Annotated in this window: 15 protein-coding genes and 1 pseudogene; 12 read left to right on the top strand and 4 right to left on the bottom strand. The window is 64.7% G+C overall.

All coding sequences use genetic code 11. The annotated features are described in order from the left end of the window. Positions 1 to 2 precede the first annotated feature (2 nt). From ACQCSW_RS19040 to ACQCSW_RS19005, 8 genes are all read left to right on the top strand, one after another. Positions 3 to 989, top strand: coding sequence for an NAD(P)H-quinone oxidoreductase (locus ACQCSW_RS19040; protein ID WP_426988410.1), 987 nt, complete (start codon positions 3 to 5; stop codon positions 987 to 989). A 146-nt stretch (positions 990 to 1135) separates the two neighbouring features. Continuing rightward, complete coding sequence (locus ACQCSW_RS19035; RefSeq protein ID WP_426988408.1) at positions 1136 to 3109, top strand: 3-hydroxyacyl-CoA dehydrogenase NAD-binding domain-containing protein; 1974 nt, start codon at positions 1136 to 1138, stop codon at positions 3107 to 3109. Between the two features lie 113 nt (positions 3110 to 3222). Further along, positions 3223 to 4968, top strand: a complete 1746-nt coding sequence (locus ACQCSW_RS19030) for an amidohydrolase (RefSeq protein WP_426988406.1) — start codon at positions 3223 to 3225, stop codon at positions 4966 to 4968. Next, on the top strand, positions 4965 to 5996 hold the full coding sequence (locus ACQCSW_RS19025) for an ABC transporter permease (RefSeq protein WP_160679715.1): 1032 nt from the start codon (positions 4965 to 4967) through the stop codon (positions 5994 to 5996). Before ACQCSW_RS19030 ends, ACQCSW_RS19025 begins: the two co-directional genes overlap by 4 nt. Further along, complete coding sequence (locus ACQCSW_RS19020; RefSeq protein ID WP_246224137.1) at positions 5993 to 6862, top strand: ABC transporter permease; 870 nt, start codon at positions 5993 to 5995, stop codon at positions 6860 to 6862. The genes ACQCSW_RS19025 and ACQCSW_RS19020 overlap by 4 nt, the downstream gene beginning before the upstream one ends. After that, on the top strand, positions 6859 to 7902 hold the full coding sequence (locus tag ACQCSW_RS19015; RefSeq protein ID WP_160679718.1) for an ABC transporter ATP-binding protein: 1044 nt from the start codon (positions 6859 to 6861) through the stop codon (positions 7900 to 7902). The genes ACQCSW_RS19020 and ACQCSW_RS19015 overlap by 4 nt, the downstream gene beginning before the upstream one ends. Further along, complete coding sequence (locus tag ACQCSW_RS19010) at positions 7899 to 8765, top strand: ABC transporter ATP-binding protein (RefSeq protein WP_160679720.1); 867 nt, start codon at positions 7899 to 7901, stop codon at positions 8763 to 8765. Before ACQCSW_RS19015 ends, ACQCSW_RS19010 begins: the two co-directional genes overlap by 4 nt. After that, on the top strand, positions 8762 to 10411 hold the full coding sequence (locus tag ACQCSW_RS19005) for an ABC transporter substrate-binding protein (RefSeq protein ID WP_160679722.1): 1650 nt from the start codon (positions 8762 to 8764) through the stop codon (positions 10409 to 10411). The genes ACQCSW_RS19010 and ACQCSW_RS19005 overlap by 4 nt, the downstream gene beginning before the upstream one ends. Before the next feature lie 380 nt (positions 10412 to 10791). Here the strand turns inward: ACQCSW_RS19005 and ACQCSW_RS19000 are convergent, their stop codons facing one another. Next, on the bottom strand, positions 10792 to 11226 hold the full coding sequence (locus tag ACQCSW_RS19000; protein WP_160679724.1) for a helix-turn-helix domain-containing protein: 435 nt from the start codon (positions 11224 to 11226) through the stop codon (positions 10792 to 10794). A gap of 142 nt (positions 11227 to 11368) precedes the next feature. Here ACQCSW_RS19000 and ACQCSW_RS18995 point away from each other — a divergent pair. Both ACQCSW_RS18995 and ACQCSW_RS18990 read left to right on the top strand, forming a co-directional pair. Next, positions 11369 to 11852: pseudogene (locus ACQCSW_RS18995) on the top strand (AAA family ATPase); the annotation flags it as partial. 108 nt (positions 11853 to 11960) lie between these two features. After that, entirely contained in the window at positions 11961 to 12347 is a 387-nt protein-coding gene (locus ACQCSW_RS18990; RefSeq protein WP_426988402.1) for a hypothetical protein, read from the top strand. 86 nt (positions 12348 to 12433) lie between these two features. Here the strand turns inward: ACQCSW_RS18990 and ACQCSW_RS18985 are convergent, their stop codons facing one another. Together ACQCSW_RS18985 and ACQCSW_RS18980 are read right to left on the bottom strand one after the other, a co-directional pair. Beyond that, entirely contained in the window at positions 12434 to 13087 is a 654-nt protein-coding gene (locus ACQCSW_RS18985) for a LysE family translocator (RefSeq protein ID WP_426988400.1), read from the bottom strand. 65 nt (positions 13088 to 13152) lie between these two features. Continuing rightward, complete coding sequence (locus tag ACQCSW_RS18980) at positions 13153 to 13491, bottom strand: hypothetical protein (protein WP_426988398.1); 339 nt, start codon at positions 13489 to 13491, stop codon at positions 13153 to 13155. 210 nt (positions 13492 to 13701) lie between these two features. On the opposite strand from ACQCSW_RS18980, the gene ACQCSW_RS18975 reads away from it, so the two are divergent. Further along, positions 13702 to 14646, top strand: a complete 945-nt coding sequence (locus tag ACQCSW_RS18975; protein ID WP_426988396.1) for an SMP-30/gluconolactonase/LRE family protein — start codon at positions 13702 to 13704, stop codon at positions 14644 to 14646. A 242-nt stretch (positions 14647 to 14888) separates the two neighbouring features. Here the strand turns inward: ACQCSW_RS18975 and ACQCSW_RS18970 are convergent, their stop codons facing one another. After that, positions 14889 to 15023 (bottom strand): hypothetical protein, encoded by a 135-nt coding sequence (locus ACQCSW_RS18970; RefSeq protein ID WP_258524227.1) that lies wholly within the window; start codon positions 15021 to 15023, stop codon positions 14889 to 14891. Positions 15024 to 15216: 193 nt separating this feature from the next. On the opposite strand from ACQCSW_RS18970, the gene ACQCSW_RS18965 reads away from it, so the two are divergent. Then, positions 15217 to 15828 (top strand): NADPH-dependent FMN reductase, encoded by a 612-nt coding sequence (locus ACQCSW_RS18965; protein ID WP_426988394.1) that lies wholly within the window; start codon positions 15217 to 15219, stop codon positions 15826 to 15828. Positions 15829 to 15868: the final 40 nt, after the last annotated feature.

The raw sequence follows: 15868 nt of genomic DNA, 5'->3' as shown, positions 1-15868 counted from the left end.
GCATGTACGCGATTACCGTTCCACGCCCCGGCGGCCCTGATGCCATGGTCTGGGCCCCGGTTCCGGACCCGGTCGCCGGTCCAGGCGAAGTCATCGTCCAGGTCGCCGCAGCGGGAGTGAACCGCGCCGACCTCCTGCAGCGGCAGGGCCACTATCCGCCCCCGCCGGGTGCCAGCGAAATTCTGGGCCTGGAATGCGCCGGCATCATCTGCGACCTAGGAGACGGAGTTCAAGAATGGAGCGTCGGGGACCGCGTCTGCGCGCTCCTCTCGGGCGGGGCCTACGCCGAGCGGGTTGCCGTGCCCGCGGGCCAGCTCATGCCTGTTCCCGAAGGAATCGAGCTGCCGGACGCAGCAAGCCTGCCCGAAGCCGCCTGCACCGTATGGTCCAACCTGTTCATGAACGCCCGCCTCTCCCCGGGCGACGTCCTGCTCGTCCACGGTGGCGGCAGCGGCATCGGAACACACGCCATCCAGATGGGCACGGCGGCTGGAGCCACCGTGGCCGCGACCGCCGGCAGCCAACTCAAGCTTGAAGCCTGCCGGGACCTGGGAGCAAAGATTACGATCAACTACCAGGATTCGGACTTCGTCGCCGAACTCATGACAGCGACGAACGACAAGGGCGCGGACGTCATCCTGGACAACATGGGATCAAGCTACCTGAAACGCAACGTCTCCGCCCTGGCCCCGGACGGCCGCCTGATTATCCTCGGCATGCAGGGCGGCGCCAAGGCGGAACTGAACATCCCTCACCTCATGGCCAAACGCGGCAGCATCCACTCCACAAGCCTCCGGACACGCCCCGCCACAGGCGCCGGGAGCAAGGCCGAACTTGTCCGGGAAGTCGTAAAAAACGTCTGGCCAATGCTCCAGTCAGGCCACGTTCGCCCCGTCATCCACAAACGCCTGCCCGTTACCGAAGCCGGAACGGCCCACGAACTGCTGGACGGACCCGAAACCGTCGGCAAAATCGTGCTGACATTCTGATCTCCGCCCTCCTCTCCGACGGGGCCAGCCCCCAACCGCTTGCAGCAACTTGTGGACATGTCCGCCCGAGGCCCCACTGAGCGCAGAACCGACTGCCCATCACCTGCACCGCCGCCCCGGCCCACCAGTTACGAACAGGAACCTTCATGTACAAGGAGACCATCACCCATGTCACCACGAACGTCGTCGTTCGCGACGGCTTCCGACTGGCACTACTAACCCTGGACAACAACGATCCACGACGGCCCGTAACCCTCGGACCAGAGTCCCTCGAGAACCTGGCCGAAGCCCTCAAAGCAGTCAACCCGAAGGACTTTGAGGCCCTCGCAGTGACCGGTTCCGGACCGGTTTTCTGCGCAGGAGCAGACCTGAAATACATGGACCATCTCACCACCGCCGAAGCAGCCACCAACTTCGCCTCCGCAGGTCAAGAAACATTCGGACTGCTGGCAGACCTTCCCATTCCCACCTTTGCCTTCATCAACGGCTCAGCGCTCGGCGGAGGCCTTGAACTGGCACTTCACGCCACCTATCGAACCGTGGCTTCTTCGGTCGCCGCACTCGGCTTGCCCGAAGTCCGGCTGGGACTGATCCCCGCATGGAACGGCATCCCCCTCGCGACGGCACTGATCGGACCAACGGCTGCTACTCAGCTCATAGTCACGGATCCACTGGCAGACCATACTCTCGACCCCGAAAAAGCCGAACAACTCGGCATCGTCGACGCTGTTCTGCCCGCGGATGAATTCCTCGAAAAATCACTGGCGTTTGCCACCGGCATTCTCAAGCAACAAAGCCAGCGCCCTGAACCCGCAGACCACCTCAGCCCGGCAGCATCACCTGACGCCATCCGCCAGCAGCTGGACAACAGGTTCCGCGGCGCCGCGCCGGCCCCCTACAAAGCCCTTGACCTTATTGCGTCCGCCGCAGGCTCGCCGCCGGCCCAATTCGACAACGACGCCGTCGCCCGCATTTTCGGCGAATTGCTCGTCGGAACAGAATCCCGCGCAAGCAGATACGCATTCCGCCTCTGCCAGGTGGAGGTCAAACGCCGCCACACCCCCGCAGCAGCCACAGAGCCAAAATCGTTCCAGTCCGTCGGAGTCCTCGGCGCCGGGCTCATGGCCAGTCAGCTGGCCCTCACCTTCGCCCGACAACTCCGCGTCCCGGTCCTCATGACCGATCTGTCCGCCGACCGGATCAGCTCCGCTTTGCACTGGATCGACGAACAGCTAAAGAAACAGGTCAAACGACGACAGGTCACTTCCGCCGACGCCGACGAAATCCGCTCCCTCGTCACCGGGACCACGGACAAAGCAGACTTCAGCGGATGCGACGTCGTGATTGAAGCGGTCTACGAAGAGCTCACAGTCAAACGAACCGTCTTCGCAGAAGTAGAACCCCACCTGAGCGAAGATGCCATACTCCTGACCAACACGTCATCGCTGTCCGTCCAAGACATCAGCGCCGCCTTACTGAACCCCGGGCAGCTGATTGGCTTCCACTTCTTCAATCCCGTCGACGTCCTCCAGCTCATAGAACTTGTCCCCAGCCAGGAAACAAGTGACAGCACTCTTGCCAAAGCTCAAACGCTGGCGTCATTGCTGGGAAAACTACCAGTGGTAGTCAAAGACGCCCCCGGTTTCGTCGTCAACCGCATTCTGACCAGACTGTTCTCTGAGGTGTTGATGCACATCGACCGTGGCGCCAATCCAACGACGGTGGACCACGCCCTGGACCCGCTCGGGCTCCCCATGACACCGCTCAGTCTCCTGCAGTTCATAGGCCCCCGCGTGCAGTATCACATCTGCCAAACGCTCCATGTCGCCTACCCATCCCGGTACCACTCAAGCTCCAGCCTGAACGCGATAGTGACACTGAACCTGCCCGGCTACCTGACAGACCAGGGAACCATTTCCCCTGAAGTGGCCGCCTTGCTTCCAAGCCCTTCACCCGTTGAACCTGAAGAAATCCGAGCAAAACTGCTCTCGGCTCTGGAAGAGGAGATCCGAATCATGCTCTCCGAACAGGTGACTGAATCTCGGGAAGACATCGACCTGTGCATGATCCTGGGGGCGAATTTCCCATACCACACAGGAGGGCTTACATGGGCCAGATAATTAACGTGAGCGACTTCACAAAAGAAGGCGGTTGGGTCTATAGTTTAACTAACAGCGATAGTTTTCTCCGGGAGTTCTTCCCGACATTCCTTCCATGAATCCAAGGACAGCTCATGTCAGCTCAAATTCCTCCGACGAGGTTATCCATCGTCAGCGGTGACGCCAACTCTCCAGTCTCGTCGTCCGAATCACAGAACCTGAGCACTAAAGAAGATAAGGCCGGACCCACAGTGGCCCCAACGTTGTATATGAATGCGCGGGTCTTCACCGCAGACCAGCCTGCATGGGCAGAAGCCCTCATCGTCGAGGGCGACAAGATCGCCTACGTCGGTGACGGAGCGACGGCTCGGCGCCTCGCCGGGGACGACTGCGTCGAGGAAGACCTCGACGGAGCCCTGGTCCTGCCGGGCTTCGTCGACGGTCACGCCCACATCGTGGCCACGGGGGAGGCCGCAGGGCAGGCGGACCTCTGGGGCGCCCAGGACCTGGCGGAAATCCAGCGCCGTCTTTCGCGGTGGGCGTCCGCGCACCCGGAAGCCCCGCGCGTGCGGGCCCAGGGGTGGCTCCACGGCACGGTGCCAGGCGACGGACCGACGCGGCACATGCTCGACGAGGTCATTGCCGACCGCCCCGTTTACGTCCAGGCGTACGACTACCACTCGATCTGGCTCAACACCGCGGCTCTGGCCGAGATCGGTATCAACAGTCATACGGTGGCTCCCCGGGGAGGTTCGATCGCCCGGGGCGAATCCGGCGAACCGACCGGCTACATCGACGAGACGGCCATGCAGCAGCTCGTCTGGCCGGCGCTTGACGGCGCGGCAAGTGATGCCGAGCGCGACCGGCACCTTGAGGCAGCCTTGGCGGGATACCGTGCGGTGGGCGTGACGGCCGCGATCGACATGGGCCTGGACGAGGGCGACCTCGCCGCCATGGTTAGGGCCGAGGAGGCCGGCACGCTCACCGCCCGCATCGCCGCCCACTGGCGGATCCACTGCTCGGAGGACCCGGCGGAGAACCTCGCCCAGGTCGCGCGGGCAGCCGAGCTCGCCGCGCGTCACGATTCGCCGTGGCTGCGCGTTGTCGGCATCAAGGTGTTGGTCGACGGCACGGTGGATGGGTGCACCGCAACCCTCGGCCGCGCATATGCGGACGGCTCGCTCCCCGGGCCGATTTGGGACCTGCCTGCCCTTGCCCCCGTCGTCGCGGCGGCCGACGCCGCCGGCCTCCAGGTCGCGATGCACGCCATCGGCGACGAGGCAGTCCGGATCGCGATCGCCGCCGTCGAACATGCCGTGCGGACCAACGGTCCTGCGCAGCGCCGGCACCGGATCGAGCATCTTGAGGTCGTTGAACAGGCCGACATCGTGCGGCTCGCTGCGCTTGGCATCGTAGCGAGCATGCAGCCGGTTCACGCCGACCCGGCCATCCAAGGCAACTGGCGGGCCATGCTCGGCGACGAGCGCATCGATCGCGGTTTTCCGTGGCCGGAGATAACGGATGCAGGCGCGGCTCTGGCCTTCGGGACGGATTCACCGACCTCGCCCTTCGCGCCCCTGCCCAACATGTTCGTCGCCGCGACGAGGCGATCCGCCTTCGACCCTTCTTTGCCGCCCAACATCGCCCGCTACGCCTTGCCCCTCGAAGAAGCCGTCGTTCACGCGACGCGGGACGCCGCATGGTCCTGCCGCGCCGAAGACCGTTTCGGGCGCCTCTCCGCCGGACTGTTCGCGGACTTCATCGTCCTCGACCGGGACGTCTTCCGGACCCAGGCTGAGGAGCTGCTTGAGGCCAAGGTCGTCCGGACCGTCGTCGCAGGGCGAGATGTCCTCGCCATGGAAGGGGCGGTGCACCGATGAGCGCCCAGACAGCCAGCACCGCACGCCCCCCTGCGCCGGCCTCAGCCCGGGGCACCGCGAACCGCAGCTCCATCTGGCACACCGTCCGCTTCATCGCGGCGCGGCTCGGCGGACTCGCCGCTACGCTCCTTGCTGCGAGCTTCGTCGTCTTTGGTGCGCTTTATCTGGCGCCGGGTTCACCGCTCACATTCCTCACGCAGGGTCGCTCGATGACTCCGGACGCCATCTCGCAGATCAACGAGCGATATCACTTCGATGAACCCTTCGCGTTGCAGTACATCCGGTGGCTCGGCGGCGTGGTCCAGGGCGACTTCGGCGAGTCGATCCTTTACAGGGAGCCTGTCGGGCCCCTGCTGGCCCAGCGGATCGGGACGACCGTGGCCCTCGTTGCCCTGAGCGCGATCTTTGTCGCTCTCATCGGGCTCGCCATCGGCATCTTCGCGGGTCTCCGCCCCGGACTCCTTGCGAGCACGCTCATTGGGCTCTCGACCGCGGCGATGGCCGTCCCCACGTTCGTTGCCGCCGTCGTCCTCACCCTCGTGTTCGCCGTCAACCTGGGATGGTTCCCCGTCTTCGGTGTCGGCGTCGATCCCGCGGACGCGCTTTACCACCTCGTGCTGCCGTCCTTCGCACTCGCTCTGGCATCGATCGCCTTCGTCGCCAGGCTCAGCCAGGCGGCCATCCGGCAGGAGCTCTCCGCCGACCACGTTCAAACGGCGATCAGCCGCGGGTTCCCCTACCGTGTCGTAGTCCGCCGCCACGTGCTGCGCAACGCAGCGCTGCCCGTGCTTACCGTCCTCGGCCTGACCCTAGCGGGCATGATTTCCGGCACGGTCGTCGTCGAGCAGGTCTTTCAGCTCAACGGGCTCGGGAGCCTTCTTGTGAGCTCCGTGCAGCAAAAGGACTTCCCCGTTGTGCAGGCCATCTGCCTTACCTACGTTGCATCCTTCATCGTCCTGAACACTGTCATCGACCTCGCGTACTCGGTCCTGGACCCCCGCGTCTCGGTCGGGAAAGGAAAATCATGACCGTCCTCGCCGCCGTCATGGACGCCCGCCGCCGCGCCTGGAAGGGCCGCGTGCGAGGCCGCGGCCTGGGCACCATCGGCTGGTGCTCCGCAGCCGCGCTCACCGCGGTCGCCCTTCTGGCCGCACTCGGCCCAGTCCTCGTCGTGACGGACCCCAACGCCGTCGACCTCTCGGGCGCGTTCGCCGATCCCAGCTCCGGGCACCTGCTCGGCCAGGACGCCAGCGGCCGGGATCTCTTCTCAAGACTCATGACGGGCGCCCGGACATCGGTTGTCGGTTCCCTCCTGGTCGTGGCGATCTCCACCACCGCCGGAACTGCGCTGGCCCTCGCCGCGGTCTGGATCGGAGGGTGGTTCGACACCGTCGTCGCCCGCACGATCGACGCGGTGTTCGCCTTCCCCGGTCTCCTCCTCGCCATCCTGGCCACGGCGATCTTCGGCGCAGGACTTCAGGGCGCCATCGTGGCGCTCTCCATCTCCTACACGCCATACATCGCCCGCATCGCCCGCAGCGCGGCCCTTCGCGAGCGTTCGCTTCCGTACGTCGAGGCACTGCGCGTTCAAGGCCTGCGGGGTACCGCCATCAGCCTGCGGCACATCCTCCCCAATATCGCCGGCCTCATCTGGGCGAATGCGACACTCGCGTTCGGATTCGCGCTTATCGACATCGCGTCCCTGTCATTCATCGGCCTCGGCGTGCAGGCGCCGACAGCCGACTGGGGGGCGATGGTCGGAAGCGGTATGGCCGGCATTATGCAGCAGCAACCGCAAGAAGCCCTCTGGGCCAGTCTGCTCATCGTCATTACCGTAGCCGCCGCAAACAGCCTCGGCGACGAGCTCATCAAACGATCGGAGGCACGCGCATGAACCCGCTGCTCGAGGTAGATGGCCTCAACGTCCAGCTCCCCGTCAACGGTGCACTGCGGACCGTCCTCAAAGACGTTTCCTTCAGCCTCGAAGCCGGCCAAACCCTCGGACTTGTCGGCGAGTCGGGCTCCGGAAAGTCGATGACGGTGCGCAGCATCGCCCGCCTCCTCCCTCCAGGCGCACAGACCACGGGGATGATCAGGTTCGACGGCGAGTCCGTCCTGGACCTCCGCGGCGCGGCCCTGCGCCGGTTCCGTTCGCGCGACGTCTCGATGATCTTCCAGGATCCCCGCGCCCACACAAACCCTGTCCGGCGCATCGGGGACTTCCTCACCGAAGGGTTGCGCGTCAACGGCCGGGTCTCCGCATCGGAGGCGAACCATCGCGCCGTAGAGCTCCTCGGCGAAGTCGGGATCCCTGACGGAGAACGGCGCCTGCGCCAGTACCCGCACGAACTTTCGGGCGGCCTGCTCCAACGCGTCATGATCGCCGCGAGCCTCGCCATGAAACCCCGGCTTATTCTCGCCGACGAGCCCACTACGGCGCTCGACGTCACCACCCAGAGCGAAGTAATGTCGATCCTCGGGCGCCTCCAGCACGAGTACGGCATGGCCATGCTTTTCATCACGCACGACCTCGAACTCGCGGCCGCCGTGTGCGACCAGACCATCGTCATGTACGCCGGTGCGATGGTCGAGCAACAGACTTCCTCCAAGTTGCAAACGGATCCACTCCACCCATACAGCGCCGCACTCATGCAGGCCCGCCCGGACATCAACCGCGTGGTCCCGCGCCTGCCGGCCATACCCGGCCACCCGACATCGGCCTACGAGGCACCCGAGGGGTGCCCCTTCGCCCCACGCTGCCCCTACGCAGAGAAAGCATGCCGGGAGTCATTCCCGGTCCTCGAACACTTCGCCCAAGACGAGTACAGCCGCTGCCGCCGGACGTCCGAGCTTCGCGGTCGACTCCTCCTCGGCGCTGGCCCTGACGGAAGCACCGTCAACGGGACGGCCCTCGGGAAGGAGCTGCAGCGATGAGCGCGACACCAGACACGGCGCGCACGACGACGGCGCCCGTCGTCTCCGTCGAAGGGTTGCGGAAGACCTTCGGCCGCGGGCGCAAGGAATCCGTTGCCGTTGACGGTATCGGATTCGAGCTCCGCACGGGCGGCTCGCTCGGGATCGTCGGCGAGTCGGGATCGGGCAAGACCACAACCGCAAGGATGCTGATCGGTCTCGAACAGCCCACCGCCGGCCGGATCCTGATTGGCGGGGCAGACCACACGCGGCCCGCCCGACGGATCAAAGACCTGCGTGCGCGCGGCAGGCTCATCCAGATCGTCTTCCAGGACCCCTACACATCCCTGGATCGCCGCCAGAAGATCGGGGACTGCCTGGGTGAAGTGGTGCACCTGCACTTCGGGCTCACCGGCGCGGCGCTCAAGACGCGAGTCCGGGACCTCGGCGAACTTGTAGGTCTCCACGAGCGCCAGCTGGAATCGCTCCCACGAGAGCTCTCCGGAGGCCAACGCCAGCGCGTGGCGATTGCACGGGCGCTGGCCGCCGAACCCGAAATCCTCATCCTCGACGAGGCCGTCTCGGCTCTCGACGTGTCGATCCAGGCACAAATCCTCAACCTCCTCGCCGACATCCGCGAACAACGCGGCATCAGCTACGTGTTCATCAGCCACGATCTCGCCGTCATCCGGCAAATCACGGACACAGTCATCGTCATGCGGCATGGACAGGTCATCGAGCAGGGACAGACCGCCGACGTGCTCGATAACCCCCACGACCCCTACACCCGGCTACTGCGCGACAGCGTCCCCCACCCAGGATGGCAGCCCGGAATCACCACTCCCCAAAACCCACACACCCCCATCACGGAGAACATGCCATGAACCAGAATCGCGCGATTTCCCGCGCAGCCGTTACCGCTGCGGGCCTCCTCATCGCCGCCCTCCTCGGAGGATGCACCGCAGGAGGTCAGACGAAAGCGAAAGACACTTCCGCCTCCAGCGACCCGACCATCATGACGCCCGCGGCCGTGTCCGAGGTCGACAAGATCACATGGAACGTCTTCGAGGGCGAGCCGAAGACCGTCGACCCGTTCAAGTCGGCCGACTACACCCCAAACATGATCAACTCGAACCTCTGCGAGAACCTCCTCACCCAGACCCCGGACTTCCAGATCAAGCCCAATCTGGCCGCGAAAGCATCCAACCCGGATCCGCTGCACTGGGTCTACGACCTGCGCACCGACGTCAAATTCTGGGACGGGTCTCCCATGACAGCCGAGGACGTCGCGTTCAGTCTGCAACACAACCTCAGCGACAAGACGACCTTCTACAACTACCTGTACGGAAACGTCGCGAACATAGCCGTCACGGGCACGAACCAGGTCACTGTCACGCTCAGCAGCCCCGACTACCTGTTCAACGACGAACTCGCAAGCTACGCCGGAGTCGTCGTCCAGAAGAAGTTCTTCGAAACCCACCAAGCCGACTTCGGCTCACCCTCGACCGGCGTCATGTGCACGGGCCCGTTCAAGTTCGACAAGTGGACCCAAGGCCAGTCGATCTCCATAGTCCGGAACGACTCCTACTGGAATACCAGCCTCAAACCGAAGGCCAAAAGGATCGACTTCACGTTCCTGACCGACAGCGCGGCCATCACCTCCGGGCTCCTCGCAGGCCAGATCGACGGCACGTTCAACGTTCCGCCAGCGAGCATCACGCAACTGAAGAACACGCCCGCCGGGACGCTGAGCCAGGGACCGGCGCCGCTCATGGAGACCATCGTCTGGGCCAACCCGGACGGGGCCGGCAGCAACCCCCAGGTCCGCAAAGCGCTCCAGATGGCCATCGACTGGAATGGCATAGCCAAGCAGGTCCTGGGCGGCGTTGGCCAACCAAGCCGGCTCCAGACGCCGTCCGCAGCCTTCGGCTTCGCCAGCACGCAGCTCGACGCACTCGAAAAGTCCCTCCCGGAGCCGGTGTCGGCCGGGTATGACGACGCGAAGAAGATCGTCGACGGCCTCCCCGCGGACGTCAAAGCAAAGAAGATTCAAATGGTGGTCCCCGGCACGGCCAAGGTTCAGCAATTCGGCGTCGCCGTCAAGGACGCGGCCAACCGGATCGGCCTCAACTTCGAACTCACGGTGGTCCCGACCACGGGCTACTCGAGCTACCTTTACGACCCGGCGACCCGCGCCGGCGTTGACATCCTCTACACGGCGTTCTGGCCCAACATTCCCAACCCCCTCGACTGGCTCGCGGCGACCGCCGTCTCCGGCGGCCTGTTCAATCAGTACAACTACAACGGAGTCGACGCGAAGTTCGCAGAGGCCCGCGGCACGGCCGATCCTGAAAAGCGGGCCCAGCTTGTCGCCGACATCGAGACGACGCTGCACGACCAGCTTCTCCCGATGACCCCCGGAGTCAAAGTGGACAACACCGTCTGGATGAACAAACGGATCACCGGAGCGCCGGCCGCATTCGCGTACGTCTACTACCCGTGGGCAGCGCACCTGGGCGGTACGAAGTAACGCCACCCCGAACGCGAAAACAACCTACCGTCCGACCGCACCGCCATCAGGCGCGGGCGGCCGGCGGCAGGGCCCGAAGGCGAAGACGAGAAGGCCATGCTCCGCCCCTCCCTCGGCGCTGACGGGAGCCGGAAACCGGCCACCGTCCCTACCGGCCCAAACCAGCCCGGTCGGGAGAAGCTCGTTGAAGGTGACGTCTGCTTGTGCCGCCCTAGGGCACGGGACATTCTTGCGTTGCAAGTCAGCAGTTCAAATACGACCGATTTCGCTACAGACCGGCAGCTTTTTCCAACAGGACAAGCTCCGGACCGCGCGCCGGATGTATGAGCAGAAGGACATGACGGTCGAGAAGATCGGTGAGGTCCTCGGCGTCAGCCGCGCTACCGGCCTGCCAGATCATGTTTGGGTCGCTCGGCCCGGTGCCGCCAGGCCAGTTCATAGTCCCGGTAGGCGGCCGTTCCCTGTTGGGCGAGCGTTCCCATACCGGGGTCAAGGCCCTTGGTGATGGCGCGGACCTTGCAGTGGGAGTGCGGCGGCCAGCAATGGTCGGCGGCGATGCGGTTGGCTTTGCGGGCGATGGCGGTGATGGGCAGGGGCGGTTTCACCAACGCCAGGCCTTCGACGAGCGCGACCAGTTCGGGGGTGCTCCTGCGCCCGATGGTCCCGCGGTTGCCTGTGGCCAGCCCGGCCATGCCGTCGCGTTTGTGGGCCGCGTGCCAGCGCCGCAGTGTCCGCAGCCCGATGCCTTCATGTGCGGCGAGGGTCGTCAGCGGCACGCCGTCTTCGATATGCCGGCGCAGGATCTGCCAGCGCACCAACGCTGTCTTGTCAGGCGTGGAGGCAGCATCTCCAGTCAGAGTACTGCTGCCTCCGGCCGTCACCGGACTGTTTTCTGTATTGCCGTAGACCGCCGCCGCGGCGCAGCAGGTACCGGTCCGCGCCGAAGTGCCCGATACACGCACAGATAAGCATGTTGAGCTGCTCATCATCGACGAATCCGAACGCCTCAACGCCGCTGCCCTGGAACGCCTGCGCGACCGCTACGACCGGGACAATATCGCCCTGATCCTCATCGGCATGCCCGGGATCGAAAAATGGTTCAGCCGCTACGCACAGCTCTACAGCAGGGTCGGCTTCGCCCACGAATACCGGCCCCTCGCCCAGGAATAACTGAATTTCGTCCTCGAGCGCCGATGGCACGAACTCGGCCAAACCCTGGACCGGGACGACTTCACCGACGCCCAGACCATCGCCGCCGTCGCGCGGATCACCCGAGGCAACTTCCGCCTCATCGACCGGCTCTTCACGCAAGTGGAACGGGTCATGAAAATCAATGAACTCAGCACCATCGCCGACGACGTCATTCGCACGCTCAACGCTCGTCATCGGGATCAGCCAAACCGCCAAACTGAGCTGTGAAAGAACCGCCATTCCGAATTAACAGTCACAGCCGGCAGCCACACCAAGAGTTTTTGTCCAGATAACGTGCCCAAACCGGCGTTTTTGGCACGTTATCTGGACAAAAACTCCCGGAGAACGGGGATCTTCGATGCCGTTAGACCAGCTTGCCGCGATTTCCGCGTGTGTACTTCTGGCCGCGCTCGCGGTATTTCAGGCCGCACTGATCGCGGGAGCACCGCTGGGACGGTTCGCGTGGGGCGGCCAGCACACCGTCCTCCCGGCCAAGCTGCGGAGCGGCAGCGCCACCTCGATCATCCTTTATGTCCTCTTCGCCTATGTTGCCCTGGCCAAGGCCGGCATGGCGGCTCCGCTGGTGAACGCAGGCTTTACGAACGTCTTCTGTTGGGTGCTGACGGCCTATTTCGCGGTGGGAATCGTGCTGAATGGAATCTCCCGCAGTAAGCCGGAACGCCTGGTCATGACACCCACGGTGGTTATCCTGACGGCCCTCTACCTGGCCCTGTCCCTGAACTAAGGCCGGCACGACGGCCGGCACGACGGCCGGCACGAAGGCCGGGCACGACGGCCGGCGCCAGGGGAGCCGGTATCAGGTGACCGGTATCAGTGCTGTGGTTCGAGGGCGAGCCGCAGCCCGAAGCCGATCAGGACGGTGCCGGTGATGCGGTCGATGATCCGGAGGCTGCGGGCGCTTTTCAGCCATGTGGAGGCGAAACCTGCTCCGAAAATCAGGAAGGTCAGCCATGCAAGGCCCATGACGCAGTGGACTCCGGCCAGCAAGATTCCCATCAGCAACGGAGGCGTCCCCGGCGGGATGAACTGGGGAATCGTGGCGATATAGAAGACCCCGACCTTCGGATTGAGCAGGTTGGTGCCCGTCCCGGTCAGCCAGCCCTGGACCAGTTGATGGCGGGAGGCGGCGGGCACCTCAACCTCGGCTGCAGGCGCAGCGGACGACGGGCTGTTGGCCCGGCTCTTCCACAGCAGGGAAGCGCCAAGCCAGACCATGTAGGCGGCACCGGCGATGGTGAGAGCCCGGTACGCCAGTTCCGATGCTGCCAGCAGCGCTGAGACGCCCACAGCTGCCGCGATTCCCCACACCATCAGTCCGGTGGAGATGCCCAAGGCCGTGGCGAAGGCGAAACCGCGGGTCCTGGCGAGGGACGAACGGAGCACCAGTGCCGTATCGATGCCCGGAACCAGCGTCAGGAGTCCGGCCACAAGGCCGAACGAGAGCAGCGACTGATAGAGATCCACGAGCCAAGGATAAGCCGACGACGGCGGCCAACCGGCCGCCGTCGAACGCTAACGCAGCAGGCGTCTTAGCTGCAGTGCTTCGTGAAGGCGGCGCCCGCTTCCTGGTACCCGGCCTCCAGCTCGGCGAGCTTGGCCTCGTCCGGGGCTTCCTTGGCGGACTCGTCCGTGAACTCGATGATGGATCCGAGCGCAGGCTTGAGGTCATCCGATGCCACAACTTCGATGGGCCGGATCTGGTTGGCGAGACGCACCAGGCCGGTCTTGCCCACGTTGTTAGCGGGGTTTGCCAGGACAGCCTTGACGCGGTCGCAGGTTTCGGGGGTGGAAAGTTTGGTGGGCGTTGTGCACGCAGAAGCGGAAAGCACGAGGCCGGCAGCGATCAGGGCGGTGGCGAGTTTCTTCATGGGTCCCTCAGTAGTTGATTGAGGTTTCGATTGTAAGCAGAGACCGCTGCAGCTTGCCGATCCGTGGGCTCCGGCGGGCGGAGTGTGACCGCGCAGGGAGGGGGGTCCAGACTCTGGCGGACCGGTTCGCAGGGTGCCTAGACTGGCAGGATAACCGTGCGGGCCTGCCGCATGTTGGCCTGTGCGGATCGCCCAATTCAAGGAAGAATCATGGCCCGCACAACCCAGAATTCAGGAAAAGTACAACGCCGTACCGCCATTGGGTTCATCGCGCTGATGGGGCTGTTGGCGCCTGTCCTCCCGGCGTCAGCTTCGCCGCCAGCAGACTCAGTCATTGTGCTCAAGGGCGCCACGTCCGCCGAGGGGATCGCCGCCGGCAAGGGAACCACCTTCTACGCCGGAGACTTGGCTCTCGGAGACATTTACCGCGGCGACATCCGCGAGGGTACCTCGGAACTGTTCATCGACGTATCGGACTTTGACTCCCAGTCCCGGGCCGCCGTCGGTATGAAGGCCGATACCCGCAACAACCTGCTGTTTGTAGCGGGCGGCGGCACCGGCAAGGCCTTCGTCTACGACACTGAATCGGGCGAACCGGTGGATGACTTCACGCTAGCTCCGGGGTTCATCAACGACGTCGCCCTGACGCGGGATGGCGCCTGGTTCACCAACTCGGCCGCTGGCGAGCTCTACTTCCTCCCGGTGGGCAGGCACGGCGAGCTGGGGACGGTTGAGACTCTTCCGCTGAACGGGCCGGCTGCCGAGCTGACCGGTCCCTTCAACCTCAACGGCATTGCCGCTGCCAAGGGCGACCGCGTCCTCATCGTTGCGCATTCGACGAACAGGGCCCTCTATACCGTGGATCCGGAGACCGGCGACAGCGCCTTGATTGAAGGTGTGGATGTACCGAATGTTGACGGCATCCTCGTCCGTGGCCACACAGTCTGGGCGGTGCAGAACTTCCTGAACCAGATCGTCCGGATCGACCTCTCCAACGATCTGTCGTCCGGCGAGATCGAAGACACCATCACCAGCCCCGCTTTCGATGTCCCCACCACGGTGGCGCGGTTCGGGAACACCCTGGCGGCCGTGAATGCGCAGTTCAACCGGCCGGCCAGCCCCTATGAAGTGGTGCTGGTGCCGGCCAGGGACTAGGCCGCTTCGGTAAGGACGATCCTGCCCCGCACGAACGGTGCTGGGCAGGACCGCTCGTGCGGGGCAGGGCAGCTGATGCCACGTACCCTGTGCCGCGCACCCTGATGCCACGTACGACGGCGGGGTGGCGCCTTAGGTGCGACTCCGCCCTTTAGCGGTCGCCCAGGTTGCCGCCGAGGGGTGGAATGGTGCCGTCGGGCCCGCTTGTCGTCCCGTCGCTCGGCCCTCTGATGACAAACTGGCTAGTCTTCGTCTGTGTCGGCGCCTTCGGCGGGCTCCTGCGAGTGCATGCGGATGTCGGTGGGATCCGCGGTCTCATCCCCTTCGGCCGGGGCCTCGCTGTGGATGCGCTGTGCCACTACTGGCTTTTCCTTCATGTCAACCGCTCCCGTGGTGTGTGTGGATGTGCCTCAATCATCATTCAGCGCCTCCCGAAGCAGGGTGTCAATAACCCCGTGGACCTATGGCTGTGGCGGGGTTTGTGCTGGACTGGGGACGCACTGTGCCCGCTTCATCCTGCAAAGCCCTACGGCCAGCCGGTTCAGCCGGCTGTTGGGAAGGAACAATCTCATGGCAACGCAGAAAATCGGATACTTCGTGGGGAGCCTGGCCACCGGCTCCATCAACCGCACACTCGCCCAGGCCCTCATCAAGCTGGCCCCGGCGGACCTTGAATTCACCGAGATCCCTATTAAGGACCTGCCCCTCTACAGCTACGACTACGACGCCGATTTTCCACCGGCAGGCCGCGCCCTCAAGGAAGCGATCGAAGCCTCGGACGGCATCTTGTTTGTGTCCCCCGAATACAATCGCTCCATTCCGGGAGCCCTCAAGAATGCCATCGACTGGGCGTCGCGGCCCTGGGGCACCAACTCCTTCGCGCGCAAGCCGACCGGCATCATCGGCGCCTCGCCGGGCAGCATCGGGACGGCCGTGATGCAGTCCTCCATGCGCAGTGTGCTGAGCTTCCTGGACGCCCCCCAATTGAACGCCCCGGAAGCCTACGTCTCGTTCAAGCCGGGCGTCTTTGGCGACGACGGCGAGGTCCGGGATGAGGGCACCGCCAAGTTCCTGCGGCACTATATGGAGGAGTATGCCGCGTTTGTGGAGCGGGTCCTGGCAGCGAACGCCCCGGGCCACATCGGCGACCTCGAGCCGGACCCGGAGAAGCTGTCCCGGTAAGCCTGTTGCGCCAAACCCACCGCGGTAGCTCTGCCGTGGC

The sequence above is a fragment of the Pseudarthrobacter sp. Y6 genome (genome assembly GCF_050156205.1).
In the GTDB taxonomy this organism is placed as follows: domain Bacteria; phylum Actinomycetota; class Actinomycetes; order Actinomycetales; family Micrococcaceae; genus Arthrobacter.
The sequence above is the reverse complement of the archived record's forward strand: the minus strand, read 5'-3'. Positions and strand labels throughout refer to the sequence as shown.